The 18003-nt window shown below is 64.1% G+C and carries 16 protein-coding genes; 11 read left to right on the top strand and 5 right to left on the bottom strand.

Annotated features, from left to right (window positions below):
- Positions 1-104 precede the first annotated feature (104 nt).
- Together IEV62_RS09380 and IEV62_RS09375 are read right to left on the bottom strand one after the other, a co-directional pair.
- Positions 105-551 carry a hypothetical protein gene (locus tag IEV62_RS09380; RefSeq protein WP_188446792.1) on the bottom strand — a complete coding sequence of 149 codons (447 nt, stop codon included), beginning with the start codon at positions 549-551 and terminating at the stop codon, positions 105-107.
- A gap of 44 nt (positions 552-595) precedes the next feature.
- Complete coding sequence (locus tag IEV62_RS09375; RefSeq protein ID WP_188446790.1) at positions 596-1225, bottom strand: carbonic anhydrase; 630 nt, start codon at positions 1223-1225, stop codon at positions 596-598.
- Between the two features lie 66 nt (positions 1226-1291).
- Between IEV62_RS09375 and lipA the strand changes: the two genes are divergently transcribed.
- Both lipA and IEV62_RS09365 read left to right on the top strand, forming a co-directional pair.
- Complete coding sequence (lipA, locus tag IEV62_RS09370) at positions 1292-2212, top strand: lipoyl synthase (RefSeq protein WP_188446788.1); 921 nt, start codon at positions 1292-1294, stop codon at positions 2210-2212.
- Entirely contained in the window at positions 2199-2690 is a 492-nt protein-coding gene (locus IEV62_RS09365) for a type II toxin-antitoxin system RatA family toxin (protein ID WP_188446786.1), read from the top strand. Before lipA ends, IEV62_RS09365 begins: the two co-directional genes overlap by 14 nt.
- Here IEV62_RS09365 and IEV62_RS09360 read toward each other — a convergent pair.
- Complete coding sequence (locus IEV62_RS09360; protein ID WP_188446802.1) at positions 2618-3151, bottom strand: CinA family protein; 534 nt, start codon at positions 3149-3151, stop codon at positions 2618-2620. The two genes, IEV62_RS09365 and IEV62_RS09360, sit on opposite strands and share 73 nt — an antisense overlap.
- On the bottom strand, positions 3151-4410 hold the full coding sequence (gene ispF, locus IEV62_RS09355) for a 2-C-methyl-D-erythritol 2,4-cyclodiphosphate synthase (protein WP_188446784.1): 1260 nt from the start codon (positions 4408-4410) through the stop codon (positions 3151-3153). The genes IEV62_RS09360 and ispF overlap by 1 nt, the downstream gene beginning before the upstream one ends.
- A 195-nt stretch (positions 4411-4605) precedes the next feature.
- On the opposite strand from ispF, the gene dusB reads away from it, so the two are divergent.
- The 9 genes from dusB (at position 4606) to IEV62_RS09310 (ending at position 17279) form a co-directional block, all read left to right on the top strand.
- Positions 4606-5538, top strand: coding sequence for a tRNA dihydrouridine synthase DusB (gene dusB / locus IEV62_RS09350; protein WP_229732988.1), 933 nt, complete (start codon positions 4606-4608; stop codon positions 5536-5538).
- A complete protein-coding gene (locus IEV62_RS09345) occupies positions 5514-6626 on the top strand; it encodes a two-component system sensor histidine kinase NtrB (RefSeq protein WP_188446800.1) in 1113 nt (370 codons plus the stop codon). Before dusB ends, IEV62_RS09345 begins: the two co-directional genes overlap by 25 nt.
- Positions 6623-8053, top strand: a complete 1431-nt coding sequence (ntrC, locus tag IEV62_RS09340) for a nitrogen regulation protein NR(I) (RefSeq protein WP_188446780.1) — start codon at positions 6623-6625, stop codon at positions 8051-8053. The genes IEV62_RS09345 and ntrC overlap by 4 nt, the downstream gene beginning before the upstream one ends.
- Positions 8054-8148: 95 nt before the next feature.
- Complete coding sequence (locus tag IEV62_RS09335; protein WP_188446778.1) at positions 8149-10386, top strand: sensor histidine kinase NtrY-like; 2238 nt, start codon at positions 8149-8151, stop codon at positions 10384-10386.
- 4 nt (positions 10387-10390) lie between these two features.
- Positions 10391-11764, top strand: a complete 1374-nt coding sequence (gene ntrX / locus IEV62_RS09330) for a nitrogen assimilation response regulator NtrX (protein WP_188446777.1) — start codon at positions 10391-10393, stop codon at positions 11762-11764.
- Between the two features lie 160 nt (positions 11765-11924).
- Positions 11925-14489, top strand: coding sequence for a TonB-dependent receptor (locus IEV62_RS09325; protein WP_188446775.1), 2565 nt, complete (start codon positions 11925-11927; stop codon positions 14487-14489).
- Between the two features lie 354 nt (positions 14490-14843).
- On the top strand, positions 14844-15335 hold the full coding sequence (gene hfq, locus IEV62_RS09320) for an RNA chaperone Hfq (protein ID WP_188446773.1): 492 nt from the start codon (positions 14844-14846) through the stop codon (positions 15333-15335).
- Positions 15332-16630 (top strand): GTPase HflX, encoded by a 1299-nt coding sequence (hflX, locus tag IEV62_RS09315; RefSeq protein ID WP_188446771.1) that lies wholly within the window; start codon positions 15332-15334, stop codon positions 16628-16630. The genes hfq and hflX overlap by 4 nt, the downstream gene beginning before the upstream one ends.
- Before the next feature lie 70 nt (positions 16631-16700).
- Positions 16701-17279 carry a GNAT family N-acetyltransferase gene (locus IEV62_RS09310; protein WP_229732974.1) on the top strand — a complete coding sequence of 193 codons (579 nt, stop codon included), beginning with the start codon at positions 16701-16703 and terminating at the stop codon, positions 17277-17279.
- On the opposite strand, the gene mazG is transcribed toward IEV62_RS09310, so the two are convergent.
- Complete coding sequence (gene mazG, locus IEV62_RS09305; protein ID WP_188446767.1) at positions 17254-18003, bottom strand: nucleoside triphosphate pyrophosphohydrolase; 750 nt, start codon at positions 18001-18003, stop codon at positions 17254-17256. The genes IEV62_RS09310 and mazG overlap by 26 nt on opposite strands.

Genomic DNA, 18003 nt, shown 5'->3' with positions numbered 1-18003 from the left:
GAATAGGCTCGCACCGTATCCTCCCTGCTCAGCCCGCAGAGTGAATCACAAACGCAGCCCAATGGGAATCCTCACGATTCAAGACGGGCGAGTCAGACTCTAGCTCAAACCCACAACAACACGATTGGCACCACCGTGCCGAGCATGAGCAGGACGATCGAAACCCGCCGCATCGCACGGTTGGCGAGCGCGATCACGATCCCCATGATCGTCGAAATCGCCAGCGCGATCGCCAGCAATACGACGAAAATCTTGAGCGGCAGCGGGGAGGGGCGCTTTGGCCCAGTCCGGGGGGCCTCGACCCGCGGCTTCGCCGCCTCGCCCGCGGGCTTGGGCTTCTCTGCACGCGGTTCACGCGGCGGTCCCTGGTCCTTATGCACGCTTGCCAGCCAGACAATCCAGTTCGGCGGCGGACCGCCATAGCCCTTTGCCTCTTGCAAGCGGAACGTCTGGAGCGCCCCGCTGATCGCGAACAGCAGGATCATCGGCGCAAAGAACAGGCCGAGATAATGGTGATAGCGGCGCAGCAGCCGGAGCGTATTGGGTCTCATGGCATCATCCTAGGCGAACACCCCACACGCAGCAATCGCGCGTGTCAGGCAGGCGCGAATTCCCCATCATCGTCCATCACATGCAACACACCGTCGGCAATCGCGAAATACGCCCCGCGCAGCCGCAGCGTGCCCGCGGCTTCGCGCTCGGGGATGCAGGGGAAGGTGCGCAAATTGGCGATGCTGACGCGCACCGTCTCGAGTTCGAGCGCGTGCAGCGCATCCGGGCCTGTCCCGTGCGTGGCGATCACTCGATCGCGCGCGTCGTCGAGCATGTCGACCCAATGCGCGATGAACCCGCCTTCGCCCGGTGCCTTGCCGTCGAACGCCTGAGTCAGCGCGGCATGCACGCCGCCGCACGACCCGTGGCCCATCACGACGATTTCGGACACTTGCAACTGAGTCACCGCGAATTCGAGCGCGGCCGAGACGCCATGCCGCTTCCCGTCGAGTTCGAACGGCGGCACCAGATTGGCGACGTTGCGCACGACGAAGATCTCGCCGGGCGAGGTGTCGAACACCTGCGCCGGGTCGACTCGGCTGTCCGAACAGGCGATGATCATCACCTTGGGGCTTTGCCCTTCGGACAATTCGGCCCAGCGATCGCGCTGGCGAGTCCAGTCATGGACACGAAACCGGCCATAGCCAGCGAGCAGTTCGGTAAAATCGGCCATGCCCGCGCTGTACGGGCGAGAGGGAGGGGCTGGCAAGCGCACGCATCAGTCGCTATCTGCTTAGGCATGAATGAGATGTCCCCGCTCGCCCGCCTGCCCCGAGAGCGCAAGCCAGACTGGATCCGGGTCAAGGCTCCCGGCGGCACTGCCTTTGCCGAGACCAAGGCGATGATGCGCCGCCTCAACCTCAACACCGTGTGCGAGGAAGCGGCCTGCCCCAATATCGGCGAATGCTGGACCAAGAAACACGCGACCGTGATGATCCTCGGCGACACGTGCACGCGCGCCTGCGCGTTCTGCAACGTCAAGACCGGCATGCCGCGTGCGGTCGACATGCTCGAACCGCAGCACACCGCCGATGCTGCCGCTGAGCTCGGGCTCGAACATATCGTCATCACCTCGGTTGACCGCGACGATTTGCCCGATGGCGGCGCGTCGCAATTCGTCAAGGTGATCGAGGCCCTGCGCCGCACCACCCCCAACACGACGATCGAAATCCTCACGCCTGATTTCCGCAACAAGCCGCAGGCCGCGATCGAATCGATCGTCGAGGCTGGCCCCGACGTGTACAACCACAATCTCGAAACCGTACCGCGGCTCTACCCCACGATCCGCCCCGGTGCCCGCTATTACGCGTCGCTGCGGCTGTTGGAGAGCGTCAAGCGCCACGATCCCCGCATCTTCACCAAATCGGGCGTCATGCTGGGCTTGGGCGAGGAGCGGCTCGAAGTGCATCAGGTGATGGACGACATGCGCAGCGCCGAGATCGATTTCCTGACGATGGGGCAATATCTGCAACCCACCCCGCGCCACGCCAAAGTGATCGATTTCGTCCCGCCCGCCACGTTCGATGCCTATGCGGCGATCGCGCGTGCAAAGGGGTTCCTGCTCGTCGCGGCGTCGCCGCTGACGCGGTCGAGCTATCACGCAGGCGATGATTTCGCCAGGATGCGGGCGGCGCGCGAGGCGAAACTTGCCAAGGCATAACGAAACGCGCCGGCTGCCCTACACGCCCGAACAGATGTTCGATCTGGTCGCCGATGTGGCGCGCTATCCCGAATTTCTGCCTTGGGTCTCGGCGATCCGCGTCCGGTCAAACACCGACACCCAAGTGGTCGCCGACATGATCGTGGGCTTCAAGGGCCTGCGCGAGACCTTCACGTCTAAGGTCGATAAGGATCGCCCGAACCGCATCCATGTCGAGTACCTCGACGGTCCGCTGAAATATCTGCGCAACGACTGGATTTTCCGGCCTGACGCAAATGGCTGCGCGGTGGATTTCACCGTCGATTTTGCGTTCAAGAACCGGGTGTTCGAAATGCTTGCCGGACAAGTGTTCGGCAGCGCCTTGCGCAAGATGATCGGCGCGTTCGAGGATCGCGCGGCAGTGCTTTACGGCGCCGCGTCGGCGTCCGGCTCCGGCTCCGGCGGCATCAGCAGCTCGAGCGCACACAGCGCCGCCTGAAGCCGCACGCCACCGCGCCCGAGATCGCCGAAATCCTTGCGATCAGCGACAACATTGCCCGGATCGGCCCCGCGTTCGGCCCGCGCGAACACGACCGTCCCAACCGGCTTCTTCTCGCTGCCACCGCCTGGCCCCGCCACCCCGGTGATCGCGACGGCGACATCCGCACCGCTTGCCTCGAGCGCGCCTTGCGCCATGCTCCACGCGGTCGCGACCGACACCGCGCCGAACGTCTCCAACACGTCGATGCTGACGTGGAGTATTTCCAGCTTGGCGTCGTTCGAATAGGTCACGAAGCCGCATTCAAACATCTCAGACGACCCTGCAATCTCGGTGATTGCCGCCGCGACCAGCCCGCCGGTGCAGCTTTCGGCGAGTGTCACGCGGCGTCCGGCTGCAAGGTTGGCGGCGACTACCTTGCGCGCGGCATCGACCAGTTCTGCGGGCAGGATCGTGTCCATCATCGCGTCTCCGGAATCCGCACTGTCGCGGCGGCTTGCGCGGCAATGCCCTCGCCACGCCCGGCAAAGCCGAGCCGCTCGGTCGTTGTCGCCTTGATGCTGACCTGATCCACGCCGACCTGCAAGAGCGCCGCGATGCGATCACGCATCGCACTGCGATGCGGCCCGATTTTGGGGGCCTCGCAGATCAGGGTGAGGTCGATGAAGTCGATGATTCCGCCGCGCGCCGTAATCAGTGACGCGGCATGCTGGAGAAACTGCGCCGAATCGGCCCCGCGCCACTGCGGATCACTCGGCGGGAAGTGCGTCCCGATATCGCCCGCCGCGATCGTGCCGAGCAACGCATCGGTGATGGCGTGGAGTGCGACATCGGCATCGCTATGCCCCGACAAGCCCTTGTCGTGCGGGATCAACACTCCGCCGAGCCACAATTCCTCGCCCGCCTCGAGCCGGTGGACGTCGAAACCGGTCGCGGTGCGCGATCGCATCGACGCCGCCAGCCGCGCTTCGGCGGCGGCGAAGTCGGCGGGGTGGGTGATTTTTTCGAGCATGGGGTCTCCGAGAACAATCGTGACTTCATGGCCAGTATCGCGGACCATCTGAGCGTCGTCGGTCGGTTCAGGCCCAGACCAACCACGATGCGCCGCAAGGACCGCATCAAACACAAACGCCTGCGGGGTCTGGACCCGATACAAATCAGTGCGTGGAACGGTTTCGCCGATCATCCCGTCGTAGCGTACGAGCGTATCGGCAACAGGGAGTGCGGGGATCGCTCCCTCATACGCATCGAGCGGCGCAAGCAGCCGATCGATGACGTCCGCCGACAGAAACGGGCGAGCGGCATCGTGGATCAGCACGCGCTCAATCTTAACTCCAACCGTCACCCCGGCCTCGTGCCGGGGTCCACCGCTGTTCACGCCTACCGGCTGCAAATCGTGCGGCACGGTTGACCCCGGCACAGGGCCGGGGTGACCGGTAGAGGAGGCCAGGGCTTCCAATCCCGCCAGCACCGACATTCGCCGCGTCGCACCGCCGATCACATATTCGACATCGCCGACCGCCTCGCGCAACGCCGCTTCCTGCCCCGCACCGATCACCACAACGACGCGATCGATCGCCGGATGCCCGCGCAGCGCCGCAAGACTGTACGCCAGCACCGGCTTGCCGCCGAGCAGCGCATATTGTTTGGGCGCCGCACTGCCCGAGCGCACGCCGGTGCCGGCGGCTACGATGATCGCGGCGGTCTTTCCAGAGGTCATGGGCGTGCGCCTAGCCCAACCGACGCGGCCCCGCCAGCCCACCCCGTGCGCCCACCCCGCGAGCCTTGCCGCAACGCCGCCATTCGGCTACGCGCTGCCTGATTTTAAGGCAAACCCGATCCCGTGACTCCCCAGACCCTTGCCCCCTTGCAGATCGGCCCCGTGACGATCGCCGCGCCGGTGATCCTCGCGCCGATGACGGGTGTCACCGACATGCCGTTCCGCACGCTGGTGCGCCGTTACGGCTCCGGCCTCAACGTCACCGAGATGGTCGCGAGCCAGGCTGCAATCCGCGAGACGCGCCAGTCGCTGCAAAAGGCGGCATGGCACCCGATCGAGGACCCCGTGTCGATGCAGCTTGTCGGCTGCACGCCGTATGAAATGGGCGAAGCGGCAAAGCTAAGTGAGGATCGTGGTGCCGCGATCATCGACATCAACATGGGCTGCCCGGTGCGCAAGGTCACCAATGGCGATGCCGGCTCGGCGCTGATGCGCGATCTCGACATGGCGGGCGCGATCATCAAGGGCGTGGTCGATGCCGTCAGCGTGCCCGTCACGCTGAAGATGCGGATGGGCTGGGATCATGCCAGCCTCAACGCGCCGCAACTCGCGCAGATCGCGCAGGATCTTGGCGTCAAGCTCGTCACCGTCCACGGCCGCACGCGTAATCAGATGTATAAGGGCAGTGCCGACTGGGCCTTTATCCGCACCGTCAAGGATGCGGTGTCGATCCCGGTCATCGCCAATGGCGACATTTGTTCGATCGAAGACGCCGAAGCCGCGCTCGCGCAATCAGGCGCTGACGGCGTGATGATCGGGCGTGGATCGTACGGACGCCCGTGGCTGCTCGGCCAGGTGATGGAATGGTTCGCGCAGGGTCGCCGCGTCGCCGATCCGTCGATCGAGGAGCAATATACGGTGATCGCAGAGCATTACGATGCAATGCTCAGTCACTATGGTATCGAGACCGGCGTCAACATGGCGCGCAAACATATCGGCTGGTACACGCGCGGCCTCCACGGATCGGCGGAATTCCGCAACAAGGTCAATCAGATCCCCGATCACAAAGTCGTGCAAGCGATGCTCGCCGAATTCTACGCCCCCTGGTGCAGCCGCGCCGCCGCGTGAGCGAGGCTCGGGTGAACAAAAGGGGCGCGCCCGATTTCGGTGATCTGTTTGCCGCGCTCCCGGTCGCGGTTTTGGTCATCGATCCCGACACGCGCATCGTACACGCCAATGCCGAGTGCGAAGCGCTGCTCAATTTATCCGAGCGCGCGATGCTGGGGCAACCGCTCGCCGCGGTGATGCGGGCGCCCGAGGAGCAAAATCCGCGCGACAATCACGGCCTCGCCGCATTCGATACCGAAATCGCGCTGCGGCGCGGCGCGAAGATCCGTGTCGATTATATCGAGACGCTGATCGCCGATCATCCCGGCTGGCGCACGATCACGCTCCACCATGCCGCCACCTCGCGCCGGATGGGCCATAGCGCCGACCGCGCCGCCGCCGCGCGCGCGGCGATCGGCGCAGCGGCGATGCTCGCGCATGAGATCAAGAACCCGCTTTCGGGCATTCGGGGTGCCGCGCAATTGCTGTCGAAGGGGAAGGGGGCGGAGGAGCTGACCACGCTCATCACCACCGAAGTCGACCGCATCGCCGCCTTGATCGACCGGATGCAGGATTTCACCGATACGCGGCCGTTGAAACTGGCACCCGAGAATATCTACCCGCTGCTCGATCATGCACGTCGTGTCGCACTTGCCGGGTTCGGGCGGCACCTCACGATCGAGGAGCGCTTTGACCCGTCGCTGCCGCCGGTCCAGCTCGATCGCGACGCGACGCTGCAGGTCGTGCTCAATTTGCTCAAAAATGCGAGCGAGGCGGTGCGCGATCAGGCCAATGGGCGCATTACGCTGGCGACGGCATACCGCCACGGTATGGCGATCGCCCCCGCGCCGGGCAAGCCGCGCACGCCGCTGCCGATCGAGATTTGCGTGATCGACAACGGCCCTGGCCCGCCCGCCGACATTGCCGACCATCTCTTCGACCCGTTCATTTCGGGCAAGCCCGAGGGACAGGGGCTCGGCCTCGCGTTGGTCGACAAATTGGTGCGCGACATGGGCGGCATCATTCAGTTTGCGCGCGAAGGAACCCCGCCGATGACGGTCTTTCGGATCATGTTGCCCCGCGGCCTTCAAACGGGCGGGACGGCATGAACCGCACCGGACGAATCCTCGTCGTCGATGATGACGCCGCGATCCGCACTGTCGTGGGGCAGGCGCTCAAGCGCGACGGCCACCGCATCACCACCGCCGCGTCGATCGCCGAGGCCGAGGTGCAGCTTGCCGCCAACCCACCCGATGTGCTGATCAGCGATGTCGTCCTGCCCGACGGCAATGGGCTCGATCTGGTCGACCGCGTCGTGCGGCAGCATCCCGGGCTGCCCGTGATCGTGCTGTCGGCGCAGAATACGCTGACCACCGCCGTGCGCGCGACCGAGGTCGGCGCGTTCGATTATCTGCCCAAGCCATTCGACCTCGATGCCCTGTCGCGCACCGTGCAGAGCGCGCTCGCGCGCGGATCGGGCGGCGCGGTGGAGCCGATCGACGCCGACGATACCGCGCTCCCGCTGATCGGGCGCAGCCCTGCGATGCAGGACGTGTACCGAATCATCGCCCGCGTCGTGTCGAACGATCTGACCGTGCTGGTGTCGGGCGAATCAGGCACCGGCAAGGAGCTCGTCGCGCGCGCGATTCATGATCTGGGGCCGCGCCGCCGATCGCCCTTCATCGCGCTCAACATGGCGGCGATCCCGCGCGAATTGATCGAGGCGGAACTCTTCGGCCACGAACGCGGCGCTTTCACCGGCGCGCAAGCGCGCTCGGCCGGGCGGTTCGAGCAAGCCGCGGGCGGCACATTGTTCCTCGATGAAATCGGTGACATGCCGATGGAGGCGCAAACCCGGCTGCTGCGCGTGCTGCAATCGGGGGAATTCACCACGGTCGGCGGCGCGCGTACGATCCGCGCCGACGTGCGCATCGTCGCGGCGACCAATCGTGAGCTCTCCGTTTTGGTCGCGAACGGGCAGTTTCGTGAGGATTTGTTCTACCGCCTCAACGTGGTGCCGGTCATGCTCCCGGCGTTGCGCGGGCGTCGGCAGGACATTCCCTTGCTCGCGCGCCACTTCCTCGATCGCGCCGCCGAGGATGGCTTGCCGCGCAAGCAGCTTGATCCCGATGCGATCGCCGTGCTCGAAGCCTATGACTGGCCCGGCAACGTCCGCGAACTCGAAAACATGATGCGGCGCGTCGCCGTGCTCGCGCGCGACGAGCGAATCGACGCGGATGAGATCCGCGTGATGCTGGGCGGGGGCTTAGGTGGCGTCATGCCGTCGGCGTCGGCGCTGGGTGACGCCGGGATCGACGCCGCGATCCGTGCGCGGATCGAGCGCCTCGCGATCGAGGAACCCGCCGCGCTCGACGACGGTACGCTCTACGATCGCATCATCGCCGAGGTCGAACGCCCGTTGATTGAGGCGCTCCTCGCGCGCCACGGCCAGAACCAGCTGCGCGCGGCGCGCGCCCTTGGGATAAACCGCAATACGCTGCGCAAACGGCTCGATATTCTGGGAATTGACCCCTGAATTCGCGTTATGTGGGCGGTCGGTCGGTTCGTCACCGCGACGGATGACGCATTTGTGTGTTTTCTCGGCAACGGTTGCGTTGTAGGAATGTCACGATGAGGGACGCTTCGGCTTCGAGTTTGCACCAGCGCGACGAAAAGCGCGGCTTGACGATCGCGTCCTTTGCCGAGCTGGGTGTGCTGCTGATCGCCGGTGCGATCGCCATCGGCAGCTATTTTATTATTGCGTCCGGGACCGGCCCGCAGAAAATTTTGACGCCGCCGGTCGTCGCGCTGTTGCTCGTCGCCAATTTGCTGCCCGGGATCGCATTGCTCGTCCTGATCGGGCGCCGGATCGCGATGCGTCGCGCGGCGCGCTCGCCGATCGGCGGGCGCGCCCGGTTACACGTCCGGCTGGTCGCCTTATTCTCGGTGATTGCGGCGGTACCAACGCTGTTCGTCGTCGTGTTCGCCTCGCTTCTGTTCCAATATGGTGTCCAGTTCTGGTATTCCGATCAGGCACGCGCCATGATCGAGAACGCCACCGGCGTCGCCAAGACGTCGTATGAGCAGATGCTGCACCGCTGGCAGGATGCGACGGTGACGTCAGCCAATGCGATCTCACAGGATTTCGTCGGTCCCGACTTTATCGAACGCACCAAATCCCCGCAATTCGTAGCCTATTTCAATCGCGAGATCTTCTTCCGCAGTCTCTCCGACGGCTTTCTGTTTGTCTATTCGCCCGGCGGAAAGTTTCAGGAAATCGCCAGCCTTAACCCCGATCGGCTCGATCTGGCACAGGAGGTGACGCCGAACGATATCGCCCGCGTGGAGCGCGATGTGCCGAGCATCACGACGGTGAAGGGCGATCGGATCAAAACGCTGACGGTCCTGCCCGGCACGACCAATGTCTTCTATCTGACGGTGGCGATATCGGACGTGCGCGTGATGGAGGCGCAGTCGCGGCGCAGCGTGGCCTTGCTATCGAGCTATCGCGATTTGCTGGTGCGGTCGCAATCGCTCCAGCTGAAATTCAATGCCGCCTTGTTGGCGATTTCGCTGCTGATCGTCGCGCTGGCGGTGTGGATTGCGCTGGAAGCGGCGGATCGCTTGGTCCGACCGGTCGGCGAGCTGGTCGGTGCGGCGCAGCGTGTCGCGGGCGGCGATTTGACCGCACGGGTGCCCGCACCCAAGGTCGAGGATGAGATCGGCACCTTAGGTCTCGCTTTCAACCAAATGACGGAGCGGCTGCAGGCCCAAACCAACACCTTGGAAAGCCGCCGCGCGTTGATCGAGGCGGTGATGTCGGGCGTTTCCGCTGGCGTCATCTCGGTCGCGCACGACGGGACGATCCGCCTGATCAACAGTTCCGCGGTCGCATTGCTCGACGGTGCCAACGATCTGCCGGTCGGAAAGCCGCTCGCCATGATCTCGCCCGAACTCGCCACATTGCTCGAAGGTCATGACCGCGAGGCGATCGTCGAACTCGGCGCGGGCAACGAAGCGCGCACGCTCGCGGTCAAGGTGACGCGTGCGGCGGAAGGCCCGATCCTGACCTTCGACGACATTACCGGGCAATTGCTCGATCAGCGCCGCGCCGCCTGGTCCGATGTCGCGCGCCGCATCGCGCATGAGATCAAGAACCCGCTCACCCCGATCCAACTCGCCGCCGAACGGCTCCAGCGGCGCTACGGCAAGCAAATCGACCCTGAGGACACGACCTTCGCACGCCTGACCGACACGATCGTGCGGCAAGTCGGCGATCTGCGTCGGATGGTCGATGAATTCTCGTCCTTTGCACGGATGCCAAAGCCGGTGTTTCGCGCCGAATCGCTGGTCGATATCGCGCGCCAGACGCTGTTTCTCCACGAAGTCGCGCATCCCGGCATTGCCTTCACGCTAGCGCATGACGATCCCGGCCCGACGCTCGTCTGCGACCGCCGCCAGATCGGCCAGGCGCTGACCAACATCGTCAAGAATGCGGTCGAGGCGGTCGAGGCCAATCTCGACGCGCGCGAAGCGCGCATCGCGATGACGCTGAACGAGGCCGACGGCCGCATCACCATCGGCCTCGCCGACACCGGCATCGGCCTTCCCGCCGCGCGCGACCGCATCGTCGAGCCCTACGTCACCACCCGCGCGCGCGGCACCGGGCTGGGCCTCGCGATCGTCAAGAAAATCGTTGAGGAGCATTTCGGCACGATCGCGTTTGACGATCGCCCCGGCGGCGGCACGATCGTGACCGCCAGTTTCGACACAGCCATGCTCGCCAATCTCGATAGCGACCATTCGAACGACGGCAATGGGGGCATTGTCGACGCGCGCATCCCCGAACTCCAGCAGAACCGGACCTGAGCCCATGCCCCTCGACATCCTTGTCGTTGATGACGAACGCGATATTCGCGATCTGGTCGCCGGTGTTCTCGAAGACGAGGGCTATGGTGCCCGCACCGCCGCCGACAGCGATTCGGCGCTCGAGGCGATCTCGGTTCGGCGCCCGTCGCTGGTGCTGCTCGACGTGTGGTTGCAGGGCTCGCGGCTCGACGGGCTCGAACTGCTCGACGAGATCAAGCTGCGCGATCCGTCGATCCCGGTGCTGATGATCTCGGGCCACGGCAATCTCGACACTGCCGTCGCTGCGATCCGCCGCGGTGCCGCCGATTTTATCGAAAAGCCGTTCCAGGCCGAACGGCTGCTGCTGATGGTCGCGCGCGCGACCGAAACAGAGCGCTTGCGCCGCGAGGTGGCGAGCCTGCGCGCCGTCGTCGGGCGCGATAGCGATCTCACCGGCAATTCCGGCGCGATCAACGGCGTGCGCGCCACGCTGAAACGCGTCGCCTCGACCGGCAGCCGCGTGCTGATCATGGGTGCGGCGGGCGTCGGCAAGGAAGTCGCCGCGCGCTTGCTCCACGGCTGGAGCCAGCGCGCCGAGGCACCCTTCATCGTCGTCAACGCCGCGCGCATGACGCCCGAGCGCGTCGAAGAGGAGTTGTTCGGGGTAGAGGAGGGGGGGCAACTCGTCCGCTCCGGGCTGCTCGAACAGGCGCATGGCGGGACGCTGTTCCTCGATGAAATTGCCGACATGCCGATCGCGACGCAAGGCCGGATCCTGCGCGTGCTGACCGAACAAAGCTTCAGCCGGGTTGGCGGGCAGCGCGTGGTGAAGGTTGATGTCCGCGTCGTCTCTGCCACTGCGCGCGAACTGACGCACGAAATCGCCGAAGGCCGCTTTCGTGAAGACCTGTATTACCGCCTCAACGTCGTCCCGATCGCCATTCCCGGTCTGGCCGAACGGCGCGAGGACATTCCCCCGCTGGTCGATCACTTCATGGCGCATTACGCCAATGAACGCCGCGTCCCGACCCCCGCCGTGATGCCCGAGGCGATGGTCGCGCTGCAGAATTACGAATGGCCCGGCAACGTCCGACAGCTCCGCAATGTCGTCGAGCGCACGATCATTATGGCACCGGGTGATCGCATCGGGCGGATCGACCTCGATATGCTCCCCGCCGACATCTTGGGCGATCCGGGCGAAATCGGCGGCGGCAACACCGCGATCATGGGCTCCCCCTTGCGCGAGGCGCGTGAAACATTCGAACGCGAATATCTGCGCGTGCAGATCCGGCGCTTTTCGGGGAACATCTCGCGCACCGCGAACTTCATCGGGATGGAGCGGTCGGCATTGCACCGTAAGCTGAAGCTGCTCGGAATTACTGAGGTGCGCGAGGAGTAGCGGCCAGGCGCACCCGGTCCGTCGGTCGCGCGCAGATTGGCGCTTGTCTTTTATCTGCCGCGCAGACTTCATCAAACCGACGCCAAAGGTTAATGGCGACGACGCAATCCACGCCTAGCCCCGCCGCAAGCTGTTTTCTGCTTTTCCCGGGGGGGCCCCAATGTCCAATCGTTACGCGCTTCAAGCTGCCATTTCTTTGTTCGCCCTTGCGACCGCCGTCGCCGCGGCTCCGGCCTTCGCCAAGGATGCCGCGCCGGCCGCGCCTGCCGTCGCCGCACCGGAGGATGCCGGCAGCGATATCGTCGTCACCGCGAAATCGACCCGGTCCGCAACCACGCTTCCCGGTACCGAAATCCAGAAGCTGCTACCGGGTATTTCGCCGCTCAAGGCGATCCAGACGCTGCCCGGCGTGCTCTACATCACGGCCGATCCGTGGGGCTATAACGAGCAGAACGCGCAAATTTTCATCCACGGCTTCGCGGGCAACCAGCTCGGCTACACGATGGACGGGGTTCCGCTCGGCGACCAGAGCTATGGCAATTACAACGGCCTTTCGCCGCAGCGCGCGGTGATTTCGGAGAATGTCGGTCGCGTCGTCGTGTCGACCGGTGCGGGCGATCTTGCGACCGCATCGAACAGCAATCTCGGCGGCACGGTCGAGACGTTTTCGTCCGATCCGCTCAAGCGCCTCGGCGCGCAGGCGACGCAGACCGTGGGCAGTTATGGCACGTCGCGCACCTTCGTTCGGATCGACACCGGCACCTTCGGTAACGGGAACTCCGCCTACCTCTCGGGCGCGCGGCAACGCGCTCGGGCGTGGGATTTCAACGGCTTGCAGGGCGGGTATCAGGCGAACGCCAAGTTCGTCCATGACGACAAGGTCGGCAAGCTGACGCTCTATTTCGACTATAACGATTTTACCCAGCCGAACGAAGACGCGACCACCTTCTTCAAGCCATCGGCCGGTGGCACCGCCACGGCGGTGCAGCTCTACACGCCCTATACCAAACCCTTCTTTTACCCGGACTTTGCCGGATATCGGAATCCCTATCTGAGTGCGCTCGGCAATTCGCCGGCGGCAGAGGGCGGCAATTACCGCAACTATTATTCGGATGCGCAGCGCACCGATTATCTGGGTTATGCGCGCTACGATGCGCATCTGTCGGATCGGATCAATTGGTCGACTACAGGCTATTTCCATCACAATGATGGGGCCGGCGTCGTCGCCGGTCCGCTTGGCCAGTCGATCACGGTGGCGCAGGCTTATCTCGATCCTGCCTACGCAACGCTCCCGACCAATTGCCGTTTCAGCGGCAACAATAACGGCGTCCGTCCGGCGGCATGTACGGCGCTGACCGACTCACAGGCTGCAGCGGCTGGTGCCGCTCTGGTCGTCGCAACTGGCGGTTCGGGCCTGATCACGCGCACAACCGAATATCGCATCGATCGCGAAGGCATCATCTCGGCGCTCAACATCGATCTTGGCGACCACAAGATCGAATTGGGCGGCTGGTTCGAACATAACAGCACGACGCAGTGGCGCCGCTGGTATGCTGTCGATGTCAACAATCCGGGTTCGAGCTCGCCTTACATCCGCCCGCTCAGCGCCGCCGCGCCGCTGTTCACACAATATCAGGGTGAGGCGCGGATCAACCAGCTCCAGCTCCACCTGCAGGACACGTGGCAGGCAACCGACAAACTGCTGCTCCAGGCCGGGTTCAAAACCAGCGCGCAATGGGCCGATGGCCGCTTCCCGGTTCAGCCCCGCGCCGGATCGCTTTCAGGCCTCGCCGGCGGCCTGCCGCAGGGCAAGATCAATACGCTCCGCTGGTTCCTGCCCGCGGTCGGCGCCAATTACGATTTCAACGGGCATGAGCAGCTCTATTTCAACGTCCAGAAGAATTTGCGCCAGTATCAGGCGTATCTGGCGGGCGGTGGCGGCCCATGGTTCACGGGCAGCCAAGCGGCGTTCGACACCTTTGCCACGCAGGGCAAGCCCGAGAGCAGCTGGACCTATGAAGGCGGCTTCCGCACAAAACGCAGTTTTTCCAACGGGATTGGGCTGGAAGCGCAGATCAACTATTACCACGTCACTTTCATCGATCGGTTGCTGGCGATCTCGACCAATCCGGGCGGCATTGCCGGTGGTGGCATCACCGGGGGCACCTCGATCCTCGTCAATGTCGGCAACGTACACACCGATGGTGTCGATGCCGCCTTCACGCTCCGCCTCGGTCGCGCTTTCTCACTCTACAACGCGACCTCCTACAATCTCTCGAAATATCGCAGCGACTATTTCTCAAGTGCGATCGGCATCGGCAACGCTACCGGGACCTGCATCGGCGGCTATCTCGTCACCGGCGGGGTCGTTCCAACCTGCGGCAAGCAATTGCCCGGCACGCCCAAATGGCTGAACAAGACCGTCGCCACGCTGTCGGTCGGCCCATTCGAGGCGCAGGTGTTTGGCGATTATGTCGGTCGCCGTTTCAGCACCTTCACCAACGATGCGAGTGTCTCGGGCTATTTCCTGACGTCGCTGCGGCTGGCCGCACGCCTTCCCGAGGACGTGCTGCCACGGCGTAAGATCGAACTGTCGCTCAACATCACCAACCTGACCGACGAAAAGGGCGTATCGACCTTGTCGATCGGATCGGCCACCAACAGCTATTCGGCCTATCCGATCGCGCCGCGTCAATTCTTCGTGACGCTGTCGGCAGCCTATTGAAGCGCGGCAGGGAAGCGGTGGCGGCACCAGGGGCCGCCACCGCTTCCCGCTTTCCTACACGCCTACGCCCGTGCGATACTGGCGACGCTCTTTAAAATCGCTGCCGACCCGCGTGATCTGCGGAATGCCGAGACGCTCGAATATGTCGAGACTAGGTCTACGGGCTGATCGCCTGCGCAAAAACACGCCAATGGCCTAACCTTTGTGACTTTACGCGATCGGTTGTCGGTCACGCGCATCGCCCATGGACGAACCGTATGCGGCTCCCTAGATTAGCATTGTGCATAACGCGCAACCTCGACGCCGGAACCGGCGCACCGCAGGAATCACCTGCCAAAAACATAGGATCGACCGATGGCCGACAAACATACCTCGCTGCAAGACCTCTTCCTCAACGCGCTGCGCCGCTCGAAAACCCCGATCACGATGTTCCTCGTTAAGGGCGTAAAGCTCCAAGGCATCGTTACCTGGTTCGACAATTTTTCGGTTCTGCTGCGCCGCGATGGCCAGTCGCAATTGATCTACAAACACGCGATTTCGACGATCATGCCGTCGAACACGGTCGATATCGACGCGATCATCAACGCCGTGGGCGAGGCCCAGAAAAAAGCGCCGTTGCTCCAGGAAATCTTCCTTAACGCGGTGCGCAAGTCGGAAGATAATGTGACGATGTTCCTCGTCAACGGCGTCATGCTGCAGGGGCAGATCGCCGCTTTCGACCTGTTCTGCATGCTGCTCCAGCGCGACGGCATGGCGCAGCTTGTCTATAAACATGCGGTCTCGACGATCCAGCCCGCACACCCCCTCAATTTGGCTGATGAAACAGCAGGTTCGGACGACGATTGACCCCAAATTTCACTAACGGATTTGAACGTGATCGCGACGACGTAGCGCGCGGTGCCAAGGCTGTTGTCATATACCCCGATACCGGCGCATCGACGCGCGATGCCGAGGCGCGGCTGGCCGAGACGGCGGGCCTCGCGATGGCGATCCACGTCGAAGTGGTCGAGCGCGTCGCGATCAAGGTCCGTGCGCTCCAGCCCTCGACTCTGATCGGCAAGGGCCAGCTTGAGGCGCTCGCCGCGACGGTGCGGATGGTCGAGGCCGAACTCGTTGTGTTCGATGCGAGCTTGACCCCGGTGCAGCAGCGCAACCTCGAAAAGGCGTTGTCGGCCAAGGTGATCGACCGCACTGGCTTAATCCTCGAAATCTTCGGGGAGCGCGCCGCGACCGCCGAAGGGCGGCTCCAGGTCGAACTCGCGCATCTCGATTATCAAGCGGGGCGGCTGGTGCGCAGCTGGACTCACTTGGAACGTCAGCGCGGCGGTTTCGGCTTCCTCGGCGGCCCGGGCGAAACGCAGATCGAGGCCGATCGGCGCTTGATCCGCGACCGGATGGCGCGGTTGAAGAAGGAGCTCGAACAGGTCGCCCGCACCCGCGGCCTGCACCGCGACCGCCGCCAGCGCGCGCCATGGCCGGTGATTGCGCTCGTCGGTTATACCAATGCCGGAAAATCCACACTTTTCAACCGGATGACGGGCGCTGACGTCATGGCAGAGGATCTGCTGTTCGCCACACTAGACCCGACGCTGCGCCAAATCGCGTTGCCCGGCATCGACAAGGCGATCCTGTCCGACACGGTTGGTTTTGTCTCCGAACTGCCGACGCAATTGGTCGCGGCGTTCAAGGCGACGCTTGAGGAAGTCGTTTCCGCCGACCTGCTGATCCACGTCCGCGACATCGCGCATCCCGATACGATCGCCCAGCGCGACGACGTTGAGTCGGTGCTGCGGGATATCGGCGTCGATCTCTCGGTCCCGCGGATCGAGGCATGGAACAAGCTCGACTTGCTCGACGCCGACGAGCGTGAGCAAATGGTGGGCGAAGCGGCGCGGCGCGACGATGTCGTCGCGCTGTCGGCGCTGAGCGGGGAAGGGGTCTCGGGGCTGCTCGACACCGTTGCCGCGTTGCTGACCTCTTCACACCGGCGCTATACCATCATGCTTGATGCCGGGGACGGCGCCGGGGCGGCATGGCTCCATTCGCACGGCGATGTGCTGGGGCAGTCGGTCGAAGGTGATCTCGCGGTCTATGATGTCCGGATGGACGAACGCGAATATGCGCGGTTCAGCCAGCGCTGAGGGCGTCGATCCGGGCTTGCTCCGTGGCTGGCTCGCTGCGCGGTCGGTGGCGCGGGGCTTGCCCGCTCCGATGGCGACGCATGGCGGCTGGCGCGTGGATACGAGAAGCGATGCGGAATGGTGTCGCTACGTGTTCGCGGCACCCGATAACCGCATTGCCGACTTGGCGGCAACGATCGGCCGGCCTGACGTGCTCCTCAAACTGTGTGCCGCCGATGCCGTTCTGGCCGCGCTTCTGCCCGCTGGGTGGCAACTTGATCCATGTTCGTGGTTCATGACCGCGCCTGAGATTTCCGTCAGAACGGCTCTTCCAACAGGCTATACCGCCACCATTCAAACCACCGAGGGCGCCCACCAAATTGCGATCACCGCCCCCGACGGGTCGCTCGCGGCGAGCGGCTACGCTGCTGAAATCAACGGGGTCTTCTGCTATGACCGGATCGTCACCAGCGCCGATCATCGGCGGCGCGGCCTTGGGACGGCGGTAATGGCGCTGCTTGGCGCGCAACGGGCCTTGGATACCTCCAGGCACGCACTGGTTGCCACCGATCAGGGGCGGGCGCTGTACGAAACCCTGGGTTGGCGCATGCTGGCGCCTTACGCTACCGCATTCCTCCCGGCTGCTAGCTGTCGGCCATCGGATATTTGACCGACTGCCACAACGCTTCCTTGGACGCCAACGGCAATCCCGCGAAACGGTCACCGGCGGAGGTTTCCATTGCCTTAAAGCGCTTCGAGAATTTTTCGTTCGCGCCGCGCAACGCCGCCTCTGGATCGACCCCAAGCTTGCGCGCCCAATTCACCACCGAAAACAACAGGTCCCCAATCTCGTCCTCAATCTCGGCGGGCGTTGTCGCACCCTCAATCTCGACAATCTCTTCGTCGATCTTCGCACGCGGGCCACTTGCATCGGGCCAGTCAAAGCCGGTCCGCGCCGCGCGTTTTTGGAGCTTTTCAGCGCGGAGCAGGGCGGGGAGGCCGATTGCCACACCGTCCAGCGCCCCGGATTCTCCCTTGGCTGAGCGTTCCTCAGACTTGATTTGTTCCCATAGCTGGTGCCCGCCATTTACCGCCTCGCCGAAGATGTGCGGGTGGCGGCGCTCCATTTTGTCGCTGATTGCAGCCACGACGTCGGGCAGCGCAAAATGCCCGGCTTCCTCGGCCATTCGTGAATGGAACACCACCTGGAGCAGCAAGTCGCCGAGTTCATCCTTCAGATCCGCCATATCATCGCGCGCGATGGCGTCGGCGACTTCATAGGCTTCCTCGATGGTATACGGCGCGATGCTCGCAAAATCCTGCGCGACGTCCCATTTGCATCCGGTCTCCGGATCGCGGAGTCGGGCCATAATCGTCACGAGACGCTGGATCAT

Origin of the sequence: Sphingomonas psychrolutea (assembly GCF_014636175.1) — a bacterium.
GTDB lineage: Bacteria > Pseudomonadota > Alphaproteobacteria > Sphingomonadales > Sphingomonadaceae > Sphingomonas > Sphingomonas psychrolutea.
Note: the sequence above shows the minus strand (reverse complement) of the source record. Positions and strands in the feature narration are given on the sequence as shown.

Bases quoted from the DNA above. Each gene is read 5' to 3' on its own strand.
- IEV62_RS09380 (WP_188446792.1), bottom strand. From the start codon at position 551: ATGAGACCCAATACGCTCCGGCTGCTGCGCCGCTATCACCATTATCTC.
- IEV62_RS09375 (WP_188446790.1), bottom strand. From the start codon at position 1,225: ATGGCCGATTTTACCGAACTGCTCGCTGGCTATGGCCGGTTTCGTGTC.
- lipA (WP_188446788.1), top strand. From the start codon at position 1,292: ATGAATGAGATGTCCCCGCTCGCCCGCCTGCCCCGAGAGCGCAAGCCA.
- IEV62_RS09360 (WP_188446802.1), bottom strand. From the start codon at position 3,151: ATGGACACGATCCTGCCCGCAGAACTGGTCGATGCCGCGCGCAAGGTA.
- ispF (WP_188446784.1), bottom strand. From the start codon at position 4,410: ATGACCTCTGGAAAGACCGCCGCGATCATCGTAGCCGCCGGCACCGGC.
- dusB (WP_229732988.1), top strand. From the start codon at position 4,606: ATGACGGGTGTCACCGACATGCCGTTCCGCACGCTGGTGCGCCGTTAC.
- ntrC (WP_188446780.1), top strand. From the start codon at position 6,623: ATGAACCGCACCGGACGAATCCTCGTCGTCGATGATGACGCCGCGATC.
- IEV62_RS09335 (WP_188446778.1), top strand. From the start codon at position 8,149: ATGAGGGACGCTTCGGCTTCGAGTTTGCACCAGCGCGACGAAAAGCGC.
- ntrX (WP_188446777.1), top strand. From the start codon at position 10,391: ATGCCCCTCGACATCCTTGTCGTTGATGACGAACGCGATATTCGCGAT.
- IEV62_RS09325 (WP_188446775.1), top strand. From the start codon at position 11,925: ATGTCCAATCGTTACGCGCTTCAAGCTGCCATTTCTTTGTTCGCCCTT.
- hfq (WP_188446773.1), top strand. From the start codon at position 14,844: ATGGCCGACAAACATACCTCGCTGCAAGACCTCTTCCTCAACGCGCTG.
- IEV62_RS09310 (WP_229732974.1), top strand. From the start codon at position 16,701: ATGGCGACGCATGGCGGCTGGCGCGTGGATACGAGAAGCGATGCGGAA.
- mazG (WP_188446767.1), bottom strand. From the start codon at position 18,003: ATGATCCAGCGTCTCGTGACGATTATGGCCCGACTCCGCGATCCGGAG.